The organism is Microbacterium sp. Ld4 (assembly GCF_045066555.1).
Lineage (GTDB): Bacteria > Actinomycetota > Actinomycetes > Actinomycetales > Microbacteriaceae > Microbacterium.
The window spans coordinates 89,647-111,075 of record NZ_JBISHE010000005.1 but is presented as its reverse complement, the minus strand read 5'-3'; the positions used below and the strand labels follow the sequence as shown (position 1 = coordinate 111,075).

16 protein-coding genes are annotated in these 21,429 nt (G+C 70.8%); 7 read left to right on the top strand and 9 right to left on the bottom strand.

The features are described from left to right. Positions 1–49: 49 nt before the first annotated feature. The 3 genes from ACJJV7_RS02090 to galT all read right to left on the bottom strand — a co-directional run bounded on the left by ACJJV7_RS02090 (position 50) and on the right by galT (position 4,153). Positions 50–1,735, bottom strand: a complete 1,686-nt coding sequence (locus ACJJV7_RS02090; protein WP_405371966.1) for an ABC transporter ATP-binding protein — start codon at positions 1,733–1,735, stop codon at positions 50–52. Between the two features lie 88 nt (positions 1,736–1,823). Beyond that, entirely contained in the window at positions 1,824–3,002 is a 1,179-nt protein-coding gene (galK, locus tag ACJJV7_RS02085; protein ID WP_405371965.1) for a galactokinase, read from the bottom strand. Then, positions 2,999–4,153: a galactose-1-phosphate uridylyltransferase gene (gene galT / locus ACJJV7_RS02080; protein WP_405372177.1), complete on the bottom strand. Its 1,155-nt coding sequence runs from the start codon at positions 4,151–4,153 to the stop codon at positions 2,999–3,001. The genes galK and galT overlap by 4 nt, the downstream gene beginning before the upstream one ends. 175 nt (positions 4,154–4,328) lie before the next feature. On the opposite strand from galT, the gene ACJJV7_RS02075 reads away from it, so the two are divergent. After that, positions 4,329–5,291: a LacI family DNA-binding transcriptional regulator gene (locus tag ACJJV7_RS02075; RefSeq protein ID WP_405372175.1), complete on the top strand. Its 963-nt coding sequence runs from the start codon at positions 4,329–4,331 to the stop codon at positions 5,289–5,291. A gap of 22 nt (positions 5,292–5,313) precedes the next feature. Here ACJJV7_RS02075 and galE read toward each other — a convergent pair whose 3' ends face one another. The 3 genes from galE to ACJJV7_RS02060 all read right to left on the bottom strand — a co-directional run bounded on the left by galE (position 5,314) and on the right by ACJJV7_RS02060 (position 8,988). Next, positions 5,314–6,291, bottom strand: coding sequence for a UDP-glucose 4-epimerase GalE (gene galE / locus ACJJV7_RS02070; RefSeq protein ID WP_405371964.1), 978 nt, complete (start codon positions 6,289–6,291; stop codon positions 5,314–5,316). Between the two features lie 56 nt (positions 6,292–6,347). After that, on the bottom strand, positions 6,348–7,988 hold the full coding sequence (gene pgm, locus ACJJV7_RS02065) for a phosphoglucomutase (alpha-D-glucose-1,6-bisphosphate-dependent) (protein ID WP_405371962.1): 1,641 nt from the start codon (positions 7,986–7,988) through the stop codon (positions 6,348–6,350). Between the two features lie 82 nt (positions 7,989–8,070). Beyond that, positions 8,071–8,988 carry a LysR family transcriptional regulator gene (locus ACJJV7_RS02060; protein ID WP_405371960.1) on the bottom strand — a complete coding sequence of 306 codons (918 nt, stop codon included), beginning with the start codon at positions 8,986–8,988 and terminating at the stop codon, positions 8,071–8,073. A 72-nt stretch (positions 8,989–9,060) separates the two neighbouring features. Here ACJJV7_RS02060 and ACJJV7_RS02055 point away from each other — a divergent pair, with 72 nt between their 5' ends. After that, entirely contained in the window at positions 9,061–10,032 is a 972-nt protein-coding gene (locus tag ACJJV7_RS02055; protein WP_405371958.1) for an EamA family transporter, read from the top strand. Between the two features lie 63 nt (positions 10,033–10,095). Further along, positions 10,096–11,043: a prephenate dehydratase gene (gene pheA / locus ACJJV7_RS02050; RefSeq protein WP_405372174.1), complete on the top strand. Its 948-nt coding sequence runs from the start codon at positions 10,096–10,098 to the stop codon at positions 11,041–11,043. A gap of 388 nt (positions 11,044–11,431) precedes the next feature. Here pheA and ACJJV7_RS02045 read toward each other — a convergent pair whose 3' ends face one another. From ACJJV7_RS02045 to ACJJV7_RS02035, 3 genes are all read right to left on the bottom strand, one after another. After that, complete coding sequence (locus ACJJV7_RS02045) at positions 11,432–12,475, bottom strand: LLM class flavin-dependent oxidoreductase (RefSeq protein ID WP_405371956.1); 1,044 nt, start codon at positions 12,473–12,475, stop codon at positions 11,432–11,434. 78 nt (positions 12,476–12,553) lie between these two features. Beyond that, the gene (locus ACJJV7_RS02040) at positions 12,554–14,761 is read right to left on the bottom strand and encodes an alpha/beta hydrolase-fold protein (protein ID WP_405371954.1); all 2,208 of its coding nucleotides are present in this window, start codon (positions 14,759–14,761) and stop codon (positions 12,554–12,556) included. Between the two features lie 168 nt (positions 14,762–14,929). Then, entirely contained in the window at positions 14,930–15,958 is a 1,029-nt protein-coding gene (locus tag ACJJV7_RS02035; protein ID WP_405372173.1) for a LacI family DNA-binding transcriptional regulator, read from the bottom strand. A 177-nt stretch (positions 15,959–16,135) separates the two neighbouring features. Between ACJJV7_RS02035 and ACJJV7_RS02030 the strand changes: the two genes are divergently transcribed. The 4 genes from ACJJV7_RS02030 (at position 16,136) to ACJJV7_RS02015 (ending at position 21,409) form a co-directional block, all read left to right on the top strand. Beyond that, a complete protein-coding gene (locus tag ACJJV7_RS02030) occupies positions 16,136–18,151 on the top strand; it encodes a beta-galactosidase (RefSeq protein ID WP_405371952.1) in 2,016 nt (671 codons plus the stop codon). Next, entirely contained in the window at positions 18,148–19,080 is a 933-nt protein-coding gene (locus ACJJV7_RS02025; RefSeq protein ID WP_405371950.1) for a carbohydrate ABC transporter permease, read from the top strand. The genes ACJJV7_RS02030 and ACJJV7_RS02025 overlap by 4 nt, the downstream gene beginning before the upstream one ends. Beyond that, complete coding sequence (locus ACJJV7_RS02020) at positions 19,077–19,982, top strand: carbohydrate ABC transporter permease (RefSeq protein ID WP_405371949.1); 906 nt, start codon at positions 19,077–19,079, stop codon at positions 19,980–19,982. Before ACJJV7_RS02025 ends, ACJJV7_RS02020 begins: the two co-directional genes overlap by 4 nt. 86 nt (positions 19,983–20,068) lie before the next feature. Further along, complete coding sequence (locus ACJJV7_RS02015) at positions 20,069–21,409, top strand: ABC transporter substrate-binding protein (RefSeq protein ID WP_405371947.1); 1,341 nt, start codon at positions 20,069–20,071, stop codon at positions 21,407–21,409. The last annotated feature ends 20 nt before the right edge of the window (positions 21,410–21,429 follow it).

The following is a 21,429-nucleotide window of genomic DNA, read 5'->3' as shown; positions in this document are numbered from 1 at the left end:
CTGGGTTCGCGACGTGCGGACCCCGGGTTGGCGGGCGCCCGCACGCAGGTCAGACCGCGATGTCGAGCTCGTTGCCCGGGATCGAGGAGAGCAGGTTCCTCGTGTACGGGTCGCGCGGGTTCGTGAAGATCTCTTCGCTCGAGGCCGCCTCGACGAGCTGACCGTCCTTCATGACGCACACGTAGTCGCTGATCAGCCGGACGACGGCGAGGTCGTGCGAGATGAACAGGTAGCTGAGGCCGTACTCCGACTGCAGATCGCGCAGCAGGGTGAGGATCTGATCCTGCACGAGCACGTCGAGCGCCGACACGGGCTCGTCGCACACGATCAGCTCGGGAGAGAGCGCGAGGGCGCGGGCGATGGCGACGCGCTGACGCTGGCCGCCCGAGAGCTCCGAGGGGTAGCGGCGGAGGGCCGACTCGGGCAGAGCGACGTCGTCGAGGAGCTTCCGCACCCGGGCGCTCCGATCCTTGGCCGTTCCGCGTCGGTAGAAGTCGAGGGGTTCGCCCACGATCCGCTCGATCGTGAACATCGGGTTCAGCGACGAGTACGGGTCCTGGAAGATCGGTTGCACCTTCTGACGGAACTCGCGCAGCTGACGGCCCTTGAGGGATGCCACATCGGCGCCGTCGAAGCGGATGCTGCCGCTCGTCGGGTCGACGATCTTCAGGATCATCCGGGCCGTCGTCGTCTTGCCCGAGCCCGATTCGCCGACGATCGCGACGGTCTCGCCGCGGGGGATCGCGAAGGAGGCGTCCTTGACCGCGGCGAAGTCCTCCTTCTGCCCGCGCACCGGGTACATCTTGGTGAGCCCCTCGACCTCGAGGATGTTGTCGACGGCTTTCGCCGCGGGAGCCGGCGCCGCGGCATCCGTGACGACGGCGGGGGCGGATGCGAAGGCTTCGGGGCGCAGGCGCGCGATCGCGACCGACGGCGCGGCCTTCACCAGGGACTGCGTGTAGGCGTGCTGCGGGTCTTCGAGGATCTGCCGCGCCGGGCCCTGCTCGACGATCCGGCCGCGGTGCATCACGACGACGCGGGAGGCGCGCTCGGCGGCGAGGCCGAGGTCGTGGGTGATGAGCAGCACCGACGTGCCGAGTTCGCTCGTCATGCGTCCGAGCTGGTCGAGGATCGTCTTCTGCACCGTGACGTCGAGCGCGCTGGTGGGTTCGTCGGCGATGAGCAGGCGGGGGTTGCAGGCGAGGCCGATCGCGATGAGCGCGCGCTGGCGCATGCCGCCCGAGAACTCATGCGGGTACTGCTTGGCGCGCTCTTCGGCGTTCGGCAGGCCGGCGGCGGCGAGGGTCTCGACGACCTTGCGGTCGACGTCCTTCTTCGTGGCCAGACCGTGCGCGAGCAGCGTCTCGGCGACCTGTGTGCCGATCTTCGAGGTCGGGTTCAGATTCGACATCGGGTCCTGGGGGACGAGCCCGATCTTCGCGCCGCGGACGGTGCGCAGCATCGATTCGGGTGCGCCGACGAGCTCCTGACCGTCGAGCAGGATGCTGCCCCGCGACACGCGACCGTTGCCGGCGAGCAGGCCGATCACGGCCATCGCGGTGGTCGACTTGCCCGAGCCCGACTCGCCGACGATGGCGACGGTCTCACCGGCGGCGATGTCGAGGTCGACCGCCTCCACGGCGTGGACGGGGCCATCGATCGTCTGGAACTCGACGGCCATGTCGCGCACCTGCAGGAGGGGCGCGCCGGCGCCCGGCGTGGTCTGGAAAGGCATGCGTCCCATACTGCCCCGAGACGGGGGATGCCGCACGGTTCGGCTCGGGTGCTTTACCCAGTCGTAACGCGCGGCATCGCCCGGCGGGTCAGGCGTCGCGTCGCGCACCCTCCGACGGGCGCACGGTGAACACGTGCGGGGCGGTGTAGCCGGCCGCCGCGAAGGCGGCCGTGACGGCGGCGCCGATCCGCTCCACGGCATCGGCGTCGACGAGCGCGATGGCGGCTCCGCCGAATCCTCCGCCGGTCATGCGCGAGCCGATCGCGCCGTGGGCGAGCGCGGTGTCGACCGCGAGGTCGAGCTCGGGCACCGAGATCTCGAAGTCGTCGCGCATCGAGGCGTGCGACGCGTCGAGCAGGTGGCCGATCGCGCGGGGGCCCTCGTCGCGGAGCGTCCGGACTGCGTCGAGCACCCGCTGGTTCTCGGTGACGATGTGGCGGACGCGGCGGTAGGTGACCTCGTCGACGAGCTCCTGCACGCGCGGGAGCTCCTCGACCGAGACGTCGCGGAGCGCGGGAACGCCCATCGCGGCCGCGCCGCGTTCGCACGCGGAGCGGCGATCGCCGTATCCGCCGGTGGAGTGGGCGTGGCTCACGCGCGTGTCCATCACGAGCAGCTCGAGCCCGGCGCGGGCGAAGCCGAGGTCGACGACCTGGGCCTCGAGGCTCCGGCAGTCGAGGAACGTGCCGGCATCCGTCTGGCCCAGCATCGAGGCCATCTGGTCCATGATCCCGGTCGGGGCGCCGACGGCCTCGTTCTCGGCCATACGGCCCGCGCGGGCGAGGGCGACCCGGTCGAGGCCGAGCTCCCACACGTCGTTCAGCGCCGAGCTCGTGGAGCCCTCGATCGCGGCCGATGACGAGAGTCCCGCGCCGACGGGGACGTCGGAGGCGAACGCGAGATCGATCCCCGAGACGGATGCCGCATCCGTTCCGGTCGTGGTGAGCAGCGCCCATGCGACGCCGAGCGGGTAGCGCGCCCACTCGACGATCTCGTCGCGGCGGGCGGGGAAGAGGTCTGCCAGGTCGGTCAGCGCGACCTCGACCGGCTCGGGGTCGAAGGTCGAGGTGACGCGGATGCGACCGTCGCTGCGGAGCCCGAGGGCGACGACCGTGCGGTGCGGAGTCGCGAACGGGAACACGAAGCCGTCGTTGTAGTCGGTGTGCTCGCCGATGAGGTTGACGCGGCCGGGAGCCGACCAGATGCCGTCGGGCTCGGCGCCGGTGAGGGAGGTGAGGAGGCTCTGGGCCTCGGCGGCAGCGGTCACAGGGTGATCCCTTCGATGGCGGTGCGGAGGCGCGCGGCGGCGTCCTCCGGGGGGACGTCGCCGATCCAGGCGCCCATGGCGGCCTCGGACCCGGCGAGGAACTTGAGCTTGTCGGCGGCGCGACGGGGGCTCGTCAGCTGAAGGCTGAGGCGCACGGTCTCGCGACCGACGTGCACGGGCGCCTGGTGCCAGGCGGCGATGTACGGCGTGGGGGTGTCGTACAGGGCGTCGACCCCGCGGAGGAGTCGCAGGTACAGCGGGGCCAGTTCGTCGCGCTCCTCGGGGCTGAGCGCCGCGAAGTCGGGCACGTGCCGGTGCGGAAGCATGTGGATCTCGACGGGCCAGCGCGCCGCGAACGGCACGAACGCGGTCCAGTGCTCGCCGCGCAGCAGGACGCGGGGTCCGGCCTGCTCGAACTCGAGGATCCGCGCGAACAGGTCGGGTGCGCTGCGGTCGATCGAGTCGAGCAGGCGCGTCGTGCGCGGAGTGACATAGGGGTAGGCGTAGATCTGACCGTGCGGATGCTGCAGCGTCACGCCGATGGCCTCGCCGCGGTTCTCGAAGGGGAAGACCTGCTCGATGCCGGGCAGCGCCGAGAGTGCAGCGGTGCGGTCGGCCCACGCCTCGATGACGGTGCGCGCGCGGGTGACCGTCTGCGTGCCGAACGATCCGGTGCGCTCGGGCGAGAAGCAGACGACCTCGGTGCGGCCGACGCTCGTGCGGGTGCGTCCGAGCCCGAGGTGGGCGAGGTCGTCGAGCCCGCGGGGCGGGTCGATCGCGGCGGGCGCGTCGCCGCTCGCCTCGGCGAGGGCGGGACCGAACGACGGCGACTTGTTCTCGAAGACGGCGACGTCGTAGAGCGACGGGATCTCGGACGGGTTGGTCGCGGTCTGAGGTGCGAGCGGGTCGAGCTCGGCGGGCGGCAGGAAGGCGCGGTTCTGGCGGGCTGCGGCGATCGAGACCCAGTCGCCGGTCAGGATGTCCTGTCGCATCGTCGCCGTGTCGGGACGGGGCGTGAGCTCGCGGAGGTCGATCGCCCGCTCGGCGCCCAGGCTCGTGCCGGGGTCGTCGAAGTAGATCAGCTCACGGCCGTCGGCGAGGCGCGTGGGGCGCTTCACGACGCCGGCGCCGAGGGTGACGGCATCCGTCATCTGGGCGGGCGCACCGTCGGTCGGGGGCGCATCGGGGGACTCGAACTCCGGAATGTTCACGTCAACACGGTAACCCACGCCTGTGTTATCGTCAACATCATCCGGGACACCGGAGGTGACGGCCGGGGTGGCCGTCGGGTCGCCGAGGGGAGCGGGCGTGGACAGACGGATCTCGATGGCCGACGTCGCCGCCGCAGCCGGAGTCTCCGGTCAGACCGTCTCCCGCGTCGTCAACGACAGCCCCCGGGTCGACCCCGTCACGCGGGCCCGGGTCGAGCAGGCGATGACCGATCTCGGCTACCGCCCCCACCGCGCCGCTCGCGCGCTGCGCACGGGACGCACCGACACGATCGGGCTCGTGGTCTCGACGCTCGCGACGGTGGGCAACTCACGCATGCTCCAGGCGATCGCCGACGCAGCGGCAGCGGGCGGCTACGCCCTCGCCGTCGTGACCGCGTCGGGGCGGGATGCCGCCCACGATGCGTTCGCCCGCCTCCACGAGCAGGGGGTCGACGGCGCCATCGTCCTGAACGAGGCGACCGCGCTCGCCCGCACGGTCGCGGTGCCGCCCGGGCTCGCGCTCGTCGTGGTCGATTCACCGGCCGACGATCGTTACACGGTCGTGCAGACCGATCACGCGGCCGGGGCACGCGTGGCGACCGAGGCGCTCCTCTCCGGCGGTCACCGCGCCGTGCACCATCTCCGCGGCCCGGCGGGCTCGTTCGCCGCCGCCGAGCGGGAGCGCGGCTGGCGGGAGGCGCTGGATGCCGCCGGCGTCGCCGTTCCGGACGTGCTCCAGGGCGACTGGTCCGCGGCATCCGGGTACCGCGCCGCGCAGGATCTGCCCGAGGCCGCGACGGCCGTCTTCGCCGCGAACGATCAGATGGCCCTGGGCGCACTCCGAGCCCTCGCCGACGCGGGCAGGGACGTCCCGGCCGACGTCAGCGTCATCGGGTTCGACGACATCGCGGATGCCGCGGAGTTCCGCCCGCCGCTGTCGACCGTCCACCAGGAGTTCGACGCTCTGGGCGTCGCGGCGGTGACCGCACTGGTCGCGCGGATCGCGGGGGAGACCCCGCCGGGGACCACTCTCATGCCCCGCCTCGTGCTTCGCGGCAGCACCGCAGCCCGCGACTGACGGGCCGCGGGAGCGGCGGGGGTCAGTCGGCGCTGCGCCGAGCGTCCCAGCCCGAGCGGACCATCTCGTCGACGGTGAAGCGCATCTTCCAGTCGAGGTCGCGCGCCGCGAGCTCACCGGTGGCGACGATGCGGTCGGGATCGCCGGTGCGGCGCGGAGCGATCTCGGGAGTGAAGTCGATGCCCGTGACCCGTGCCATGGCGTCCATGATCCCCCGGACCGAGAGGCCGTTCTGGGAGCCCAGGTTGTACGCGGCCTCGACGGACTGACCGCCCGCCAGCCGCTGCGCGGCGACGACGTGTGCGGCGGCGATGTCGGCGACGTGCACGTAGTCGCGGACGTTGGTGCCGTCGGGGGTGTCGTAGTCGTCGCCGTTGATGCGGGGCGTCTTGCCCGCCAGGAGCATCTCGAAGACGATCGGGAACAGGTTGTGCGGGCTCGTGTCGTAGATCTCGGGGTCTCCCGAGCCGACGACGTTGAAGTAGCGCAGCGCGGTGTGGCGCAGCGGCGCGTCGGATGCCGCAGTGGCGACGCCCTCCGCTGCGATCAGCCATTCGCCGATGAGCTTCGACTCGCCGTACGGCGACGCGGGGCGCTTGGGCAGGTCCTCGGTCACGAGGGGCACGTCGGGAGTCCCGTACACCGCGGCGCTCGACGAGAAGACGATGTTCGAGACACCGGCATCCGCCATCGCGGCGAGGACGACGCGGGTGCCCTCGACGTTCTGCTCGTAGGTGTGGAGGGGGCGCTGCACCGAGACGCCGGCGTACTTGAAGCCGGCGACGTGGATGACGCCGTCGGCGCCGTGCTCCCGCAGCGTGTCGGCGACGAGCCGCTGGTCGAGGATCGACCCCTGCACGAACGGCACGCCCTCGGGCACGAAACTCGCGTGACCGCTCGACAGATCGTCGAGGACGACGGGCTCGAGGCCCGCCTCGGCGAGGGCGCGAACGATGTGCGCGCCGATGTATCCAGCGCCTCCGGTGACCAACCAACTCATGGTCGTCAGCCTATCGGGGCGCGGCGACGTCGCCTGACGGCGGGCCTGCTCCGGCGTCAGGCGTGCAGGGCCGCCGACACCACGGCGCGCGCTTCGGCCTGCACCTGCGCGAGGTGCTCGGGCCCCTTGAGGCTCTCGGCGTACAGCTTGTAGACGTCTTCGGTGCCCGAGGGTCGCGCGGCGAACCACGCGAACTCGGTCTGCACCTTGAGGCCGCCGATCGCCGCGCCGTTGCCGGGGGCGTGCGACAGCTTCGCGGTCACCGGGTCGCCCGCCAGCTCGCTCGCCTCGATCGCGTCGCCCGAGAGCTTCGCGAGGGCGGCCTTCTGCTCGGGGCTCGCGGGGGCGTCGATGCGCTCGTAGGCGGACGAACCGAACTCCGCCTCGAGCTCCGCGTACCGCTGCGACGGCGTCTTGCCGGTGACGGCGAGAATCTCCGCGGCCAGCAGGCAGAGGAGCAGCCCGTCCTTGTCGGTGGTCCAGACGGTGCCGTCCTTGCGGAGGAACGACGCGCCGGCCGACTCCTCGCCGCCGAAGGCGACGGACCCGTCGAGGAGCCCCGGGACGAACCACTTGAACCCGACGGGAACCTCGAGGAGCGTGCGGCCGAGCGAGGCGGCGACGCGGTCGATGATCATCGACGACACGAGCGTCTTGCCGATCGCGGCATCCGCGGGCCACTGCGGCCGGTGGCCGTAGAGGTAGTCGATCGCGACGGCCAGGAAGTGGTTCGGGTTCATGAGGCCCGCATCAGGCGTGACGATGCCGTGCCGGTCGGCGTCGGCGTCGTTGCCCGTGAGGATGTCGAACTCGTCGCGACGTGCGACGAGGGCCGCCATCGCCGACGGCGACGACGGATCCATCCGGATCTTCTCGTCCCAGTCGAGGGTCATGAAGCGCCAGGTCGGGTCGACCTCGGGGTTCACGACCGTCAGGTCGAGACCGTAGCGCTCGCCGATCAGGGCCCAGTACTCGACCGACGCCCCGCCCAGCGGATCGGCGCCGATGCGGATGCCGGAACGGGCGATCGCCTCGACGTCGATGATCGACGCCAGGTCGGCGACGTAGTGCTCGCGGAAGTCGTACGAGCCGAGGGCGTCGACGTCGATGTCGGCGTGGCGCACGCGCTTGACGTCGGTGAGGCCGGCCGAGATCAGCGCGTTCGCGCGGTCGGCGATCCACCCGGTCGCGTCGGTGTCAGCCGGGCCGCCGTGGGGCGGGTTGTACTTGAAGCCGCCGTCGCGGGGCGGGTTGTGCGACGGCGTGACGACGATGCCGTCGGCGCGCGCCGGGTCGGCCGCATCGCGGCCGCGGTTGTAGGCGAGGATCGCGTGGCTCAGCGCGGGCGTGGGCACCCACGAGTCGCGGGAGTCGACGCGGACGTCGACGCCGTTCGCGACCAGCACCTCGACCGCCGTGCGCTCGGCGGGGAGCGACAGTCCGTGGGTGTCGCGCCCGAGGAAGAGCGGACCGGTGATGCCCTGGGCGGCGCGGTAGTCCACGATCGCCTGAGTGGTGGCGAGGATGTGATCCTCGTTGAAGCTCGTCGACAGGCTCGATCCGCGGTGACCGCTGGTGCCGAACGCGACGCGCTCGCCGGGCACGGAGGCATCCGGTTTGCGGTCGTAATAGGCGGCGATCAACTCGTCGATGTCGATGAGATCAGAAACTTCGGCGTGCTGTCCTGCGCGGCTCATGGGCTCAGTCTGCCAGGTGCGATGTCGATGCGGACGCCCGTGTCGGCGATCGTCGGCCGACGCGCAGGTCGGGTGCGGTCGCTCACTCCGCCAGGACGCCCGCGCGGGCCTCCAACGCCGCGATCACGGCGCGGAGCGCGGCCGAGTCGGCTTGCGTCCGGCGGTGCACGGTGAGGATGTCGCGGGTCGAGGCGGGCGCCGCGGTCGGGATCGCGACGAGGCCGCGCCCGAGGGGCGCCCGGCCGAGGCGCGGGACGAGGGCCACCCCGACGCCCGCGCGGGCGAGCTCGAGGTGGTTCTCGAACTCCATGGATTCGTGGACGATGCGCGGGGCTCCGCCGATGCCGTCGAAGAGGCGCCGCAGCCACTGCCGGCAGATCGTCCCCTCGAGGGTTGCGACCCACGGCTCGTCGCCGAGTTCGCCAGGGTGGAGCTCGCGGCGGTGTGCGAGCGGGTGGTCCTCGGGCAGGATCACGTCGGCGATGTCGGTGAACAGGGGTGTCGCGACGAGGTGGTCGGGCAGGGAGAGGGCGATGCCGCCCCACTGGTGCGTGACGCCGAGATCGCGTTGACCGGATGCCACGAGCGCGACCGTCTCCCACGGTTCGCTCTCGCGGAGCGGAAGGCGAAGTCCGGGGTGTCGCGCGCTCAGCTCGGTGAGCACCGGGATCACGAGGCCGCGGACGGCGGTCGAGAACGCCGCGAGGCGGAGCTCGCCCGAGATCGCCTCGTCGTCGCCGCCGACGCTCTGCAGGTCGGCGCGCACCCGCTCGAGGTCGGCGAGGATCGGCGCCGACGCGGCGACGAAGCGACTGGCCGCCTCGGTGAGCACCACGCCGCGGCCGACGCGTTCCAACAGCGCGACCCCGGTGTCCTTCTCGAGCCGCTTGATCTGCTGGGAGACCGCCGACGGCGTGTAGCCGAGCGTCGCGGCGGCGGACGCCACGCTGCCCTCGGTGGCGATCGCGCGCAGCGAAACGACGGCATCCAGATCGATCATGCAGGAATGCTACCGAATCAAGCCGAGCAATATTTGCTTGTGCTTCATGGTCCGAACCGCTGGACTGACGGGGTGAGTCGCCCCGACATGATCCTCGCTGCCCTGGTCGCCACCCTCTGGGGCGTCAACTTCGTCGTGATCGATTGGGGGATGAGCGGCATCCCGCCGCTGCTGTTCGTCGCGATCCGCTTCGCCGTCGTCGCGCTCGCCGTCGTCGTGGTGCCGCGACCGGCGACGGGGTGGCGGGTGATCGTCGGGGTCGGGCTCTTCATGTGCCTCGGCCAGTTCGGTCTGCTCTACACCTCGCTGGCGCTGGGCCTGACACCCGGGCTCGCGGCGCTGCTCCTGCAGGCGCAGGCGGTGTTCACGATCGTCATCGCGGCGGGCGTCCTGGGTGAACGCCCCACCCTCGCTCAGGGTGTCGGCGTGACGCTCGGCGTCGCCGGGCTGGCCGTCGTCGCGATCGGTCGCGGCGGCGACGCCCCCGCCTTCGCCGTCGTGCTCGCCCTCGCCGCCGCGCTCTCATGGGCGATCGGCAACGTCATCTCGCGCCGGGCCGGCGTCGTCAGCGGACCCGGACGCCTCGGATCTCTGTCGTTGACCGTGTGGTCGTCGCTCGTCGTCCCCCTGCCCGCCCTCGGGCTGGCGATGATGGTCGACGGTCCGGCGGCGATCGGCGCCGGGCTCGCCTCGTTCGGCTGGCAGGCGGGGCTGTCGACGCTGTACACCGCGGGCCTGTGCACGCTGTTCGGCTACGCGGTCTTCAATGGCCTGCTCGCGCGCAACCGGTCGGCCGCGGTGGTGCCGTGGGTGCTGCTCGCGCCGGTCGCCGCGATGGCATCGGCTGCGCTCCTGCTCGGGCACCGCCCGACGATCGCCGAGGTCGTCGGCGGCGCAGTGCTCGTGACGGGCGTGCTCGTCACCGGCATCCCGCCGCGACGTCGCGTCGCACAGATCGAACTGCAGCCCGAGGCGGTCACGCCGGCGGGAGTCGTCGCGGCCGACGGAGCGGGTGACGCGGCCGAGACGGCGATACGTCGCTGACGGTGCCGGGCCGACGGCTCGCATCAGCCCGGCCACTAGGCTGACGGCGTGATACCCGAGCCCATGGCCGCGCCCGTCCGCCGCACGTACAGCTTCTTGGGGCCCGCCGGCACGTTCACCGAGGCCGCGCTGGCCCAGGTTCCCGAGGCGCGCGACCAGACGTGGCGCCCGGTGCGCAACGTGGGTGAAGCGCTCGCCGATGTCGTCGACGGGCGGTCGGACGCAGCGATGATCGCGATCGAGAACTCGGTCGACGGCGGAGTCTCGACGGCGCAAGATGCCCTCGCCACCGTGCCCGGGCTCCGCATCGTCGGCGAATACCTCGTGCCGGTCGACTTCGTGCTCGTCGCCAAGCCGGGAGTCGCCCTCGACGACGTGTCCGTCATCGCGGCGCACCCGGTCGCCTATGCGCAGTGCCTCACCTGGCTCACCGAGAAGCTCCCCGAGCACGCCCACATCCCCGCGGCGAGCAATGTCGCGGCTGCCGTGGGCATCGTCGAGGGGGTCGTGAACGCGGATGCCGCGATCGCGCCGCCCGGCATCCTCAAGCTCTACGACCTCGACCTGCTGGCCGAGAAGATCGGCGACAATCCGAACGCCGTGACCCGGTTCGTGCTCGTGAGCCGGACCGTCGCGCCGCCGACGCCGACCGGGGCCGACAAGACCTCGCTGATCGTCGAGCTGCCCGAAGATCACCCGGGTGCGCTCCTCGAGCTGCTCGAACAGTTCGCGACCCGCGGGATCAACCTGTCGCTGCTGGCATCCAGGCCCATCGGCGACGCCCTCGGTCGGTACCGGTTCGTCATCGACGCCGACGGCCACATCGAGGACGAGCGCATGGCCGACGCCCTCCTGGGCCTTCGCCGCTTCTCGCCGCGCGTCCTCTTCCTCGGGTCGTATCCCCGGGCCGACCGCGCGATCGTCCGCTATCCCGACCGGTACTCCGACGAGGTCTTCGTCGAAGCGCGCGACTGGCTCCGTGGCCTCGTCTCGGGCGAGCCCCAGGCCTGAGGGCGCCGCCCGCCGGCATCCGTTCATGGGGCAGTGGCGCCCCGTCGGGTGCGAGCCGGCGCCGGTTCGGGTGCGCGCCGGCGCGCGTTCGGGTGCGAGCGGGCGCGCGTTCGGGTGCGAGCCGGCTCCGGTTCGGGTGGCGCGAACGCAGGCCTCCGGGGGTGGGAGGGGTGCATGTGCGACACATGAACCCCGGGCCCCGGCGCGCTGCGCGCCGGCGCGCGTTCGGGTGGCGCGAGCGCAGGCCTCGGGGGGTGGGAGGGGTGCATGTGCGACACATGAGCCCCGGGCCCGGGCGCGCGGCTCGCCGGGCGCACATTGAGTGAGCCCCGGGCCGGGGCCCGCCGGGCCGGGGTCCGCCAGGCCGACGCACCCCGCACCCCGTGACTCAGGCGGCGAGCAGCTCCAGGGTGCGGATCCGCGATGAGGCCCCGTCGAGCGGTTCGGCCTCGGTCGCCGCGGCGACGGGAGAGACCATGATCTCGTCGACACCGTGCGTGGCGGCGAACGCCCCGAGGCGCGTGGTGACGTCGGGCCCGGTTCCGACGAACCAGCGCTGACGCATCGTGTCGAGCAGGGGAGTCGCCAGGTTGTCCTCGGCCTCGGCGGCAGCCGCACCCTCGACGGTCTCGAGAGCCACGAGCGGCCGGTTGCCGCGTAGTCGCGCCATCATTCGCGCCTGCGGCAGCATGCCCGCAAGGGCCTCTTCTTCGGTGTCCGCGGCGACCACGTTCACGGTGAGGAAGGTGCGCGGCTCGGCGAGCATCTCGGATGCCTGGAACTGCGAGCGGTAGAGATCGAGCGCGCGCTCGAGACCCTCGCCGGAGAAATGATTCGCGAACACGTACGGCAGGCCCATGCTGGCGGCCAGCTGCGCGGAGTAGTCGCTCGACCCGAGGAGCCACACATCGGGCGACGACGTCGCGGACGGCGTGGCGTGCACGTCGTAGGTGCCCCCCGACGTGAAGCGCAGGGTGGCGCCTTCGGCGGAGACGAGCGAGCGGATGTCGCGGATGTGCTGCGGGAACCGCTCGACGTCGCTGGTGGTGCCCGACTGCCGGAGCATCTGCGTGATGACCGGGTCCGACCCGGGAGCGCGTCCGATGCCCAGGTCGATGCGGCCCGGCGCGAGCGCTTCGAGGGCGGCGAACTGCTCTGCCACCACGAGGGGCGAATGGTTCGGCAGCATGACGCCGCCCGACCCGACGCGGATGCGCTTCGTGCGGGTGGCGGCTGCGGCGATCAGCACCGGGGGCGTCGTCGATGCCACGGCGGGCATGTTGTGGTGCTCGGCGAACCAGTAGCGGCGGTATCCGAGCTCATCGGCGCGCTCAGCGACGGTGAGCGACGCCGTGATCGCCTGCGCGCTGGTCTGCCCGGTGCGCACGGGAACGAGGTCGAGAACAGAAAGGGCCGGGGTCGCAGTAGTCATCAGAGACTGCAACCCCGGCCTCGCTCGGTGCATTCCGAGCAGGCGGGATGGTGTGGGGGCACCTCCCGCCGGCCCCGACTACCGCCGGACCGCCGTGGGGGCGGAGGTCTTCGTCGCGGTGACGTAGCCGGGGAGTCTTCCGGTGACGGCGACCGAGATCCGGTCGCCTCGGTCGCTGCGGGTGACGGTGTAGCTCTTCGCGGTCGCACCGCGGATCGCCTTGCCGTCGTTCATCCACTGGTAGCTGAACCTCGTGCCTTTCGGCCATGAGGCGACGGTCGCCTTGACCGACTTTCCGACCTTGGCCGAGCCGGTGATCTTCACCTTTCCGGCCTTCATCTTCGCGGGGACGACCGTGATCGTCCGCGTCGCCGTAGCCGTGTTCCCCGCGGCATCCGTCACCGAGTACACCAGCCGTGTCGTGCCCAGGCGGCGGGTGTCGACGGTGCCCGAGATCGTGACCATCTTCGACAGGTCGCCGTCGGCGGCATCGATCGCGCGCACACCGGCGCGGGCGTCGAACGTCGAGCCGTAGGCGATCCGGCGGGAGTCCGGCACGGTGAGCTTCGGGGCGAGGGTGTCCTCCTGCACTCCGGCGCTCCGGAACTGGTCGGAGTGCATGCCGAACGAGTCCTTCAGGTGCGGCATCCAGCAGTCGTCGTTGTGGCGACCCTCGGGGTAGACGGCCCAGGTGTGGGGAACGCCCTTGCCGGTGAGGAGGATGTCCATCGAGCGGGCGGCGTCGTCGAAGCGGTACTCGTCGAACTCGCACGCGTCGAAGTACAGGTCGAACTTCTTCAGCTGCGCCGGCGTCATCGCCGCGGCCTGCACGAGAGGTGTCGGAGCGGTCGAGCCTGAGAAGCTGAGCGACCCGATGTGCGAGGCGATCGAGGAGAACATCCCGGGGTTCGAGAGTCCGATCGAGTACGCGCCGAACCCACCCATCGAGATGCCGGTGAGAGCGCGGAAGTCGCGCCGCGGGATGGTGCGGTACTCCTTGTCGACGAGCGGCACCATCTCGGTCAGGAACATGCTGCGCCACGGGGTGCCGTCGCCGGGCTGGTCGGAGTACCAGAGCGATTCGCCGTCGGGCATGATGACGATCGACTCGGCGAGTCCCGACTTCCAGAGGCCGTCGAGGACGTCGTCGATGTCGCGGGGCTCCCATTCGCGGCTACCGCCGTTGATGCCATGCAGCAGGTAGACGACCGGGTATTCGCGAACGGGTTCCGTCAGGTACGACGGGGGCAGGTAGGTGGCGAACTCGCGGGGCTGGCCCTCGAGCTCAGAGTCGACCGTCTCGCGGAAGAACCGCGAGTCGTTGCCGGTCTCGCGGACCTTGCCGGTGGAGAAGCGCAGGAACTCCTGCGACGCGGGCTGGAAGGTGTAGGGCTTGCCGTCCCGCGTGCCGGTGATCGTGCGGTTGGTGTCGACGATGACCTCGCCCCTCGGGCCGGTGACGACCTCGACCTCGCTGTCGACGAGGGTCAGGGAGCGCGATTCGGCGATCCAGTCGCGCACTTCGCGGGCGCGGCGCTCCTTCGAACGACCGTCGTGGAAGTAGCCCGCGTCGAGCGTCGCGAGGTAGGCCTTCGCGTCGCCCGCGGCCAGCGCCTTCTTCTGAGCGGTGAGCACCTTCTGCACGGCGGACGTCGTCGCCTTCGACGCGCGAGCGCCGGTGATGCCGTAGACGTTGGCGCGGACGGCATCCTTCGAGAAGATCCCGACCGGACCCTCGTACCAGCCGCCGCCGCCGTTCATGTCGTAAAGGCGGACGGCGAGGGTGTTCTCCCCGCCGAAGACGGGGGCATCCGCGGGCACGGGGTAGAGCCGCTTCTCGAACCACTGGCTGCTCGCGGCGGGCGGCAGGGTGCCCGACCCGCCGATGCGCTTGCCGTTGAGGTACGCCTCGTCGACGTCGTCGAGGAACCCGAGCGAGGCGACGAGGTTGGTGCCCTGTGCGCCAGCGGGCAGCGTGAAGTCGAGGCGGTACCAGGCGAACCCGTCGTAGTCGGCGAACGGTGCCCCGTCGCCGGGTACGACGATGTCCGACCACGACGAATCGTCGAAGCCGGGCTGGGCATAGGCGAGGTCGTCGCCGGTCGTGAACTTCCACGTCCCCTCGAGGTCGAGGGAGACGCTGCCCGCGGCGGGAGCCGGGGCGGACGTCGCGCCGGCGACGGGGGGAGCCGCGATCGCCGCGGGGGAGAACGCGAGGGAGGCGGCGGCCACCGCGGTCGCGGTGACGAGGGCGGCTAGTCGGCGCCGGGGGGCGGATCGGGTCACGAGCTCCTACTTCCTTGTGGGGCTGGTCGCGCGCGCACGAGCGGATGCTGTGCGGCGTGGTGTGTGTGCACGTGCACAGTGCGGGGGAGGCCTGTGAACGTGCACACAGCGTCGCAGGGATCGCGCGCGGTGTCAACGGATGCCGCGTGTCGCCCCGGCGGAGACGCGTCAGGCCGAACCGCGCCAGACGACGGGGCACTCGAGCACGCGTCCGCTGGTGTCGGGCTCCTCGCCGCGCAGCTGCCGGAGCACCGCCTCGGCGGCGGCCCTGCCCAGGTCGCCTGCGGGCTGGTGCACGGTCGACAGGGGAGGGTCGCAGCGCAGCGCCCAGGAGCTGTCATCGAATCCGACGATGCCGACATCGCCCGGGATCGACCGGCCGCTCGCATGGAGGACGTCCATCGCGCCGGCGGCGACGGCGTCACTCGATGCGAAGACGCCGTCGATGTCGGGAGCCCGCTCGAGGAGGGCCCTCATGCCGGCCTGGCCGTCGGAGTAGGAGTACAGCGGGACCCGCTCGACGAGCTGCGGGTCGAACCGGTTGCCCAGTGCGTCGACGAAGCCGGCGAGGCGATCGGAGCCGGAGTCTCGGTCGAGCGCCGAGGCGATCATGCCGATGCGGGATCGCCCCGTGGCCGCGAGGCGGGTGGTGATCTCGCGCGCGGCGCCCCGGTTGTCGATGGCGACGAAGTCGGCGCCGCCGATGTCGCGGGGATGCCCGACGAACGCCGCCGGGAGCTGGAGGTCCTGCACGGCACGGGTGATCGGGTCGCCCACGCGAGCCGAGACGATGATGACGCCGTCGATGAGGCCGCCGCTGAGGTACCGGGCGAGGCGTTCGATGTCGCGGGTGGTGTCCGCGATCAGGAAGGACAGCTGATAGTCGGCCTCGGAGAGTGCGGCGTTGGCGCCCAAGAGGATCGAGCCGATGTTCGGGTCCTCGACGAACAGCGAGTGCGGTTCGTGCACGATGAGGCCGATGGCCTGGGAGCTCTGCATCACGAGGCTGCGCGCTGCCCGGTTCGGGACGAAGCCGACCTTGGCGATGGCCGCCTGGATCGCCTCGCGCGCCTCGTCCGACACGTACGGCTGGCCGTTGAGCACCCGGCTCACCGTTCCCCGCGAGACGCCGGCCTCGGTCGCGACGTCCTTGACGGTGGCGCGACGCTTGCGTCCCTGGGGTTCTGCTCGGCTCATCGTCTGCACGCGCCCCATCGTATGGGCACGCGCACAGCCGGGGTGGAATGGGCCGATGCCTGTCACCGGGCCGTATTGACACCGGAATCGCCGGTACGTACTCTGTACACGTTCACAGAACCTCAACGCGGAGGAATACCGCTCGGAGCTGTGCACGTTCACAGATCCGAGGAGAACATGACGGCCCCCGCCCGCACCTTCGAGCATGACGGCATCGCGTTCGGGTGCGATTACAACCCCGAACAGTGGGCGCCCGACGTGTGGGACGAAGACATCGCCCTCATGACCGAGGCGGGCGTCGATCTCGTGGCCATCAACATCTTCGGCTGGGCGCACCTCGAGCCCCGCCAGGGCGAGTTCGACTTCGCCCGGCTCGATGACATCATCGAGCGCCTCCACGCCGGCGGCATCCGCATCAACCTCGGCACCGGAACGTCATCGACGCCGGCCTGGCTGACCCGTGCGCACCCCGAGATCCTCCCCATGGTCGACGACGGCACCCGCCGCTACCCGGGCGGCCGCCAGGCCTGGTGCCCGAGCTCGCCGCGGTACCGCGAGGCCGCCCTCCGCCTCGTCGACGCCGTCGCAGCCCGCTACGGCTCGCACCCCGCCGTCGCGCTGTGGCACGTGTCCAACGAACTCGGATGCCACAACGCCCTCTGCTTCTGCGACGAGAGCGCCGCGGGGTTCCGCGAATGGCTTCGCGCCCGCTACGGCACCGTCGACGCCGTCAACCGCGCCTGGGGCACCGCGTTCTGGAGCCAGTCCTACGGCGAGTGGGACGAGATCCTCACGCCGCGCGCGACCCTGTCGAGCCGCAACCCCGGTCAGCTGCTCGACTTCCACCGCTTCAGCTCCGACGCGCTGCTGGATCACTACCGGGCCGAAGCGGAGATCATCCGGGCGCACAGCGACATCGCCGTGACGACCAACTTCATGGTGACCGCACACATCGAGAACCTCGACTACTGGTCGTGGGCCGGCGAGATGGACATCATCGCCAATGATCACTACCTCGACCACCGTCTCGGTGACCCGCGCTCCGAGCTCGCGTTCGCCGCAGATCTCTCCCGCGGCCTCGGGCAGGGCGCGCCGTGGATCCTCATGGAGCACTCGACCGGCGCCGTCAACTGGCAGCCGCTCAACAAGCCGAAGGCCGCCGGCGAACTGATCCGCAACTCGCTCACGCACGTCGCCCGCGGCGCCGACGGCGTCTGCTTCTTCCAGTGGCGGGCATCGGTCCAGGGGAGCGAGAAGTTCCACTCGGCAATGCTCCCGCACGCCGGCACCGACTCCGCCGTGTGGCGTGAGGTCGTCGAGCTCGGCGGCATCGTCGACCGCATCGGCGAAGTCGCGGGCTCTCGCGTCGTCGCCGACGTCGCGCTCGTCTTCTCGTGGGAGTCGTGGTGGGCGACGCAGGGCGAATCCCGCCCCAGCCACGCCCTCGGCTACCTCGACCAGATCCACGCCGCGTACGGCGCCGCGCACGCCCTGGGCCTGACGATCGACATCGTGGCCCCGGGCGCCGACCTCTCGGGCTACCGGCTGCTCCTCGTGCCGGGACTCCACCTGCTGCGTCAGAGCGACGCCGATGTCGTGTCGGCCTGGGTCGACGGCGGCGGCACTGCCCTCGTCACCTTCTACAGCGCCACCGTCGACGAGAACGACCGCGTCTTCACCGGCGGGTACACCGGCCCGCTCCGCGACATGCTCGGCATCCGCGTCGAGGAGTTCGCGCCGGTCGAGGCGTCCGTGGCCCTCGCGCTCAGTTCGGGTGCGACCGGTCGGCTGTGGTCGGAGCGCTCCTCCGTCACCACCGCCGAGGCCCGCGCCACCTTCCTCGACGGCCCGTCGGCCGGGATGCCGGCCCTCACCCGCAACTCCTGGGGCGCGGGCACCGCGTGGTACCTCGCGACGCTCCCCGAGAAGGACGACTACCGGAACCTGCTCGCAGACCTGGCGAAGGATGCCGGTGTGCGGCCGGCGGCGATCGTCCGCGGCGACGTGGAAGACCTCGAGATCGTCCGTCGCCGCGGCGACGAGGCGTCGTACCTCTTCGTGGTCAACCACGGCGGCGGCGACGTCCAGGTCGGGGCGAACGGCATCGAACTCGTGACCGGCGCACCCGTCGCCGGCGACCTCACCGTGCCGGCGGGCGCGGTGCGCATCATCAGAGAGGAGGCGGCCGCATGACCGCCACTGAAGTCCTCGTCACGCGTGGGGGCAAGCCGCCCCGCGCGAAGCGACCCCCACGAGCGCGGACGCCGCACAAGGGTGCGATCGCGATCTTCGCCGGCCCCTTCGGCATCCTGTTCGCCCTGTTCTACCTGCTGCCGATCGGCTACGCGATCTGGCAGTCGCTGCTCGTCGTCGAGCGCGACGGTCTCTACGGTGAGCCCACCGAGGCGTTCGGCGGGCTGACGCAGTACATCCAGGTGTTCCAGAACGCGCCGTTCTGGGCGTCGGTCGGCCGGGTGCTCATGTTCGGTGTCGTGCAGGTGCCGGTCATGCTCGGCCTCGCCCTGCTGTTCGCGCTGCTCCTCGATTCGCCCGTCCTCAAGGGCAAGCGGTTCTTCCGGTTGGCCTTCTTCGCGCCCTACGCCGTTCCCGGCGTCATCGCCGCGATCATGTGGGGCTTCCTGTACTCGCCGAACCTCTCCCCGTTCACCGACGTGACCCGCTCGATCGACTTCCTCTCGCCCGAGCTCGTCCTCTGGTCGATCGCGAACGTCGTCACCTGGGTGTTCGTCGGCTACAACATGCTGATCATCTACTCGGCGCTCCTGGCGATCCCCGGCGAGGTCTACGAAGCCGCTCGCCTCGACGGCGCCGGTCAGATCCGCATCGCCTGGTCGATCAAGATCCCGATGGTGGCTCCGGCGATCATCCTGACCGCGGTGTTCTCGATCATCGGCACGCTGCAGCTGCTCGCCGAGCCCCAGGTGTTCCGGTCGTTCACCTCCGCGGTGTCGTCGAACTTCACCCCGAACATGACGATCTACGCGACCAGCGCCGTCCCCAACCCCTACCTCGCAGCGGCGTTCTCCGTCGTGCTGGCCTTGGCCACCTGCATCCTCTCCTTCGCCTTCTTGAAGGGCACCCAGCGGAAGGCCGACCAGTGAGCCTCCTCACCCGTACCCGCGGCGCGACCGCGGACGACCTCTCGCCCCGCGGCACCCGCGGCCCCCGCGAGCGCATCATGTCGCGCGCTGCGGCGACGCTCATCATGGGCGTGTTCACGCTCTACTTCCTGGTGCCGATCTGGTGGCTGTTCATCGCCTCCACGAAGGACCGCGGTCAGCTGCTGACCACGAACGCCCTGTGGTTCGCGGACTGGAACCTGTTCACGAACATCGGCGACCTGATCGCCTACAACGACGGCATCTACCTCCGCTGGCTGCTCAACAGCCTCGGGTACGCGGGCCTCGGCGCCCTCCTCGCCACCGTGTTCGCCGGCATGGCGGGCTATGCGCTGGCCAAGTACCGGTTCCCGGGCCGGGAGCTGTTCTTCAACATCGTCCTCGGCGGCGTGCTGGTGCCGGCGACCGCGCTCGCTCTGCCGCTGTTCCTCCTGTTCAGCCAGGTCAACCTGACGAACACCTTCTGGGCGGTGCTCCTGCCGAGCATCGTCAGCCCGTTCGGCGTCTACCTCGCCCGCATCTACGCAGCCTCGTCGGTGCCCGACGAGCTCATCGAGGCGGCCCGTCTCGACGGATCCGGCGAAGTGCGGACGTTCTTCACGGTCTCGACCCGGCTGATGGCGCCCGCCCTGGTGACGGTGTTCCTGTTCCAGTTCGTGTCGATCTGGAACAACTTCTTCCTGCCGCTGATCATGCTCCGCAGCCAGGAGCTGTTCCCGGTCACCTACGGCCTCTACGCCTGGAACACGCAGCTCAACCAGATCCCCGAGCTGCGCACCTACGTCCTGGTCGGAGCGTTCCTCTCGATCGTCCCGCTCATCCTCGCCTTCCTCTTCCTTCAGCGCTTCTGGCGCAACGGGCTCGGCAACGGCTCCGTGAAGTGACCTCCCGCCGCAGGCGCACCCTGCGGCATCCCGATAACACCTGATCACCCCTGTAACACCCGATCAAAGAACAGATTGGAACTCCCATGCAGCACACCAAGAAGGCAGTCGTCACCGGCGTCGCACTGCTCACCGCATTCACCCTCGCCGGCTGCGCCGGCGGCGGTGGCGGTGGCGAGAACGCGGGCGGCGCTGCCGATCCCGCCGCGTGCGCTCCCTCCGAGGGCGACGTCACGCTCTCGTTCACCTCGTGGATCCCCGGCATCGAAGACGTCGCCGCCACGTGGAACGAAGCCAACCCCGACATCCAGGTCGAGGTCCAGACCGGGCCGAACGGCAACTCCGGCACCTACTCGAGCTTCTTCAGCCAGCTCGAGGCCGGCAACGCGCCCGACCTCGGCCAGATCGAGTACGACGCGCTGTCGAGCTTCCGCGTGCAGGACGGTCTCGAGGACCTGTCCGCGTGCGAAGAGATCGTCGCCGCCGAGGACCAGTTCATCCCGTGGACCTGGGGCCAGGTCACCCTGGGCTCCGAAGGCGTCTACGGCGTGCCGCAGGACTCCGGTCCCATGGCGCTGTTCTACCGCTCGGACCTGTTCGAGGCGAACAACATCGAGGTCCCGACGACGTGGGACGAGTACAAGGAAGCCGCGCGGACCATCCGCGACGCCGGTGGGTACATCACCAACTTCTCGACCGCCGACATCAACCAGTTCGCCGGCTTCGTCTGGCAGACCGGTGGCGACTGGTTCTCGAACGACGGCGAGCAGTGGAGCGTCGACCTAGCCGGCGAGCAGTCGAAGACCGTCGCCGACTACTGGCAGGAACTGCTCGACGAAGACCTCGTCTCGACGTACCCGGCCTGGACCGAAGAGTGGAACAACGCCTACAACTCGGGTGAGGTCTGGTCCTGGAACTCCGCCGTCTGGGGTGCCAACTCGATCTCCTCGGGCGCTCCCGACACCGCGGGCAAGTGGTCCGTCGCTCCGTCCCCGCAGTGGGAAGAGGGCGGCCAGGCCTCGGGCAACTGGGGCGGCTCGTCCGTCGCGGTCTTCAAGGGCACCGACCACCTCTACGAGGCGTCGAAGTTCGCGCTGTGGCTGAACACCTCCGAGGAGGCGCTCACCGCTCTGAACAAGTCGGCGAACATCTACCCGGCCACGACCGACGGCCTGTCGCTCGCGTCGCTGCAGGAAGGCGTCGAGTTCTACGGCGGCCAGAAGATCTACGACGTGTTCGCGGAAGCGGCCGGTCAGGTCAACCCCGACTTCGTGTGGGGCCCGACCATGACGCAGACCTACGCCGATGTGTCGGACGGCTTCCAGCAGGCCGTGACCGGTCAGGGCACGCTGCTCGAAGCCCTCGAGGCGGCACAGACGTCGACCGTGTCGGCGCTGAAGGCGCAGTCCATCCCCGTCGCCGAGTGATCACCACCCGCTGACAACAC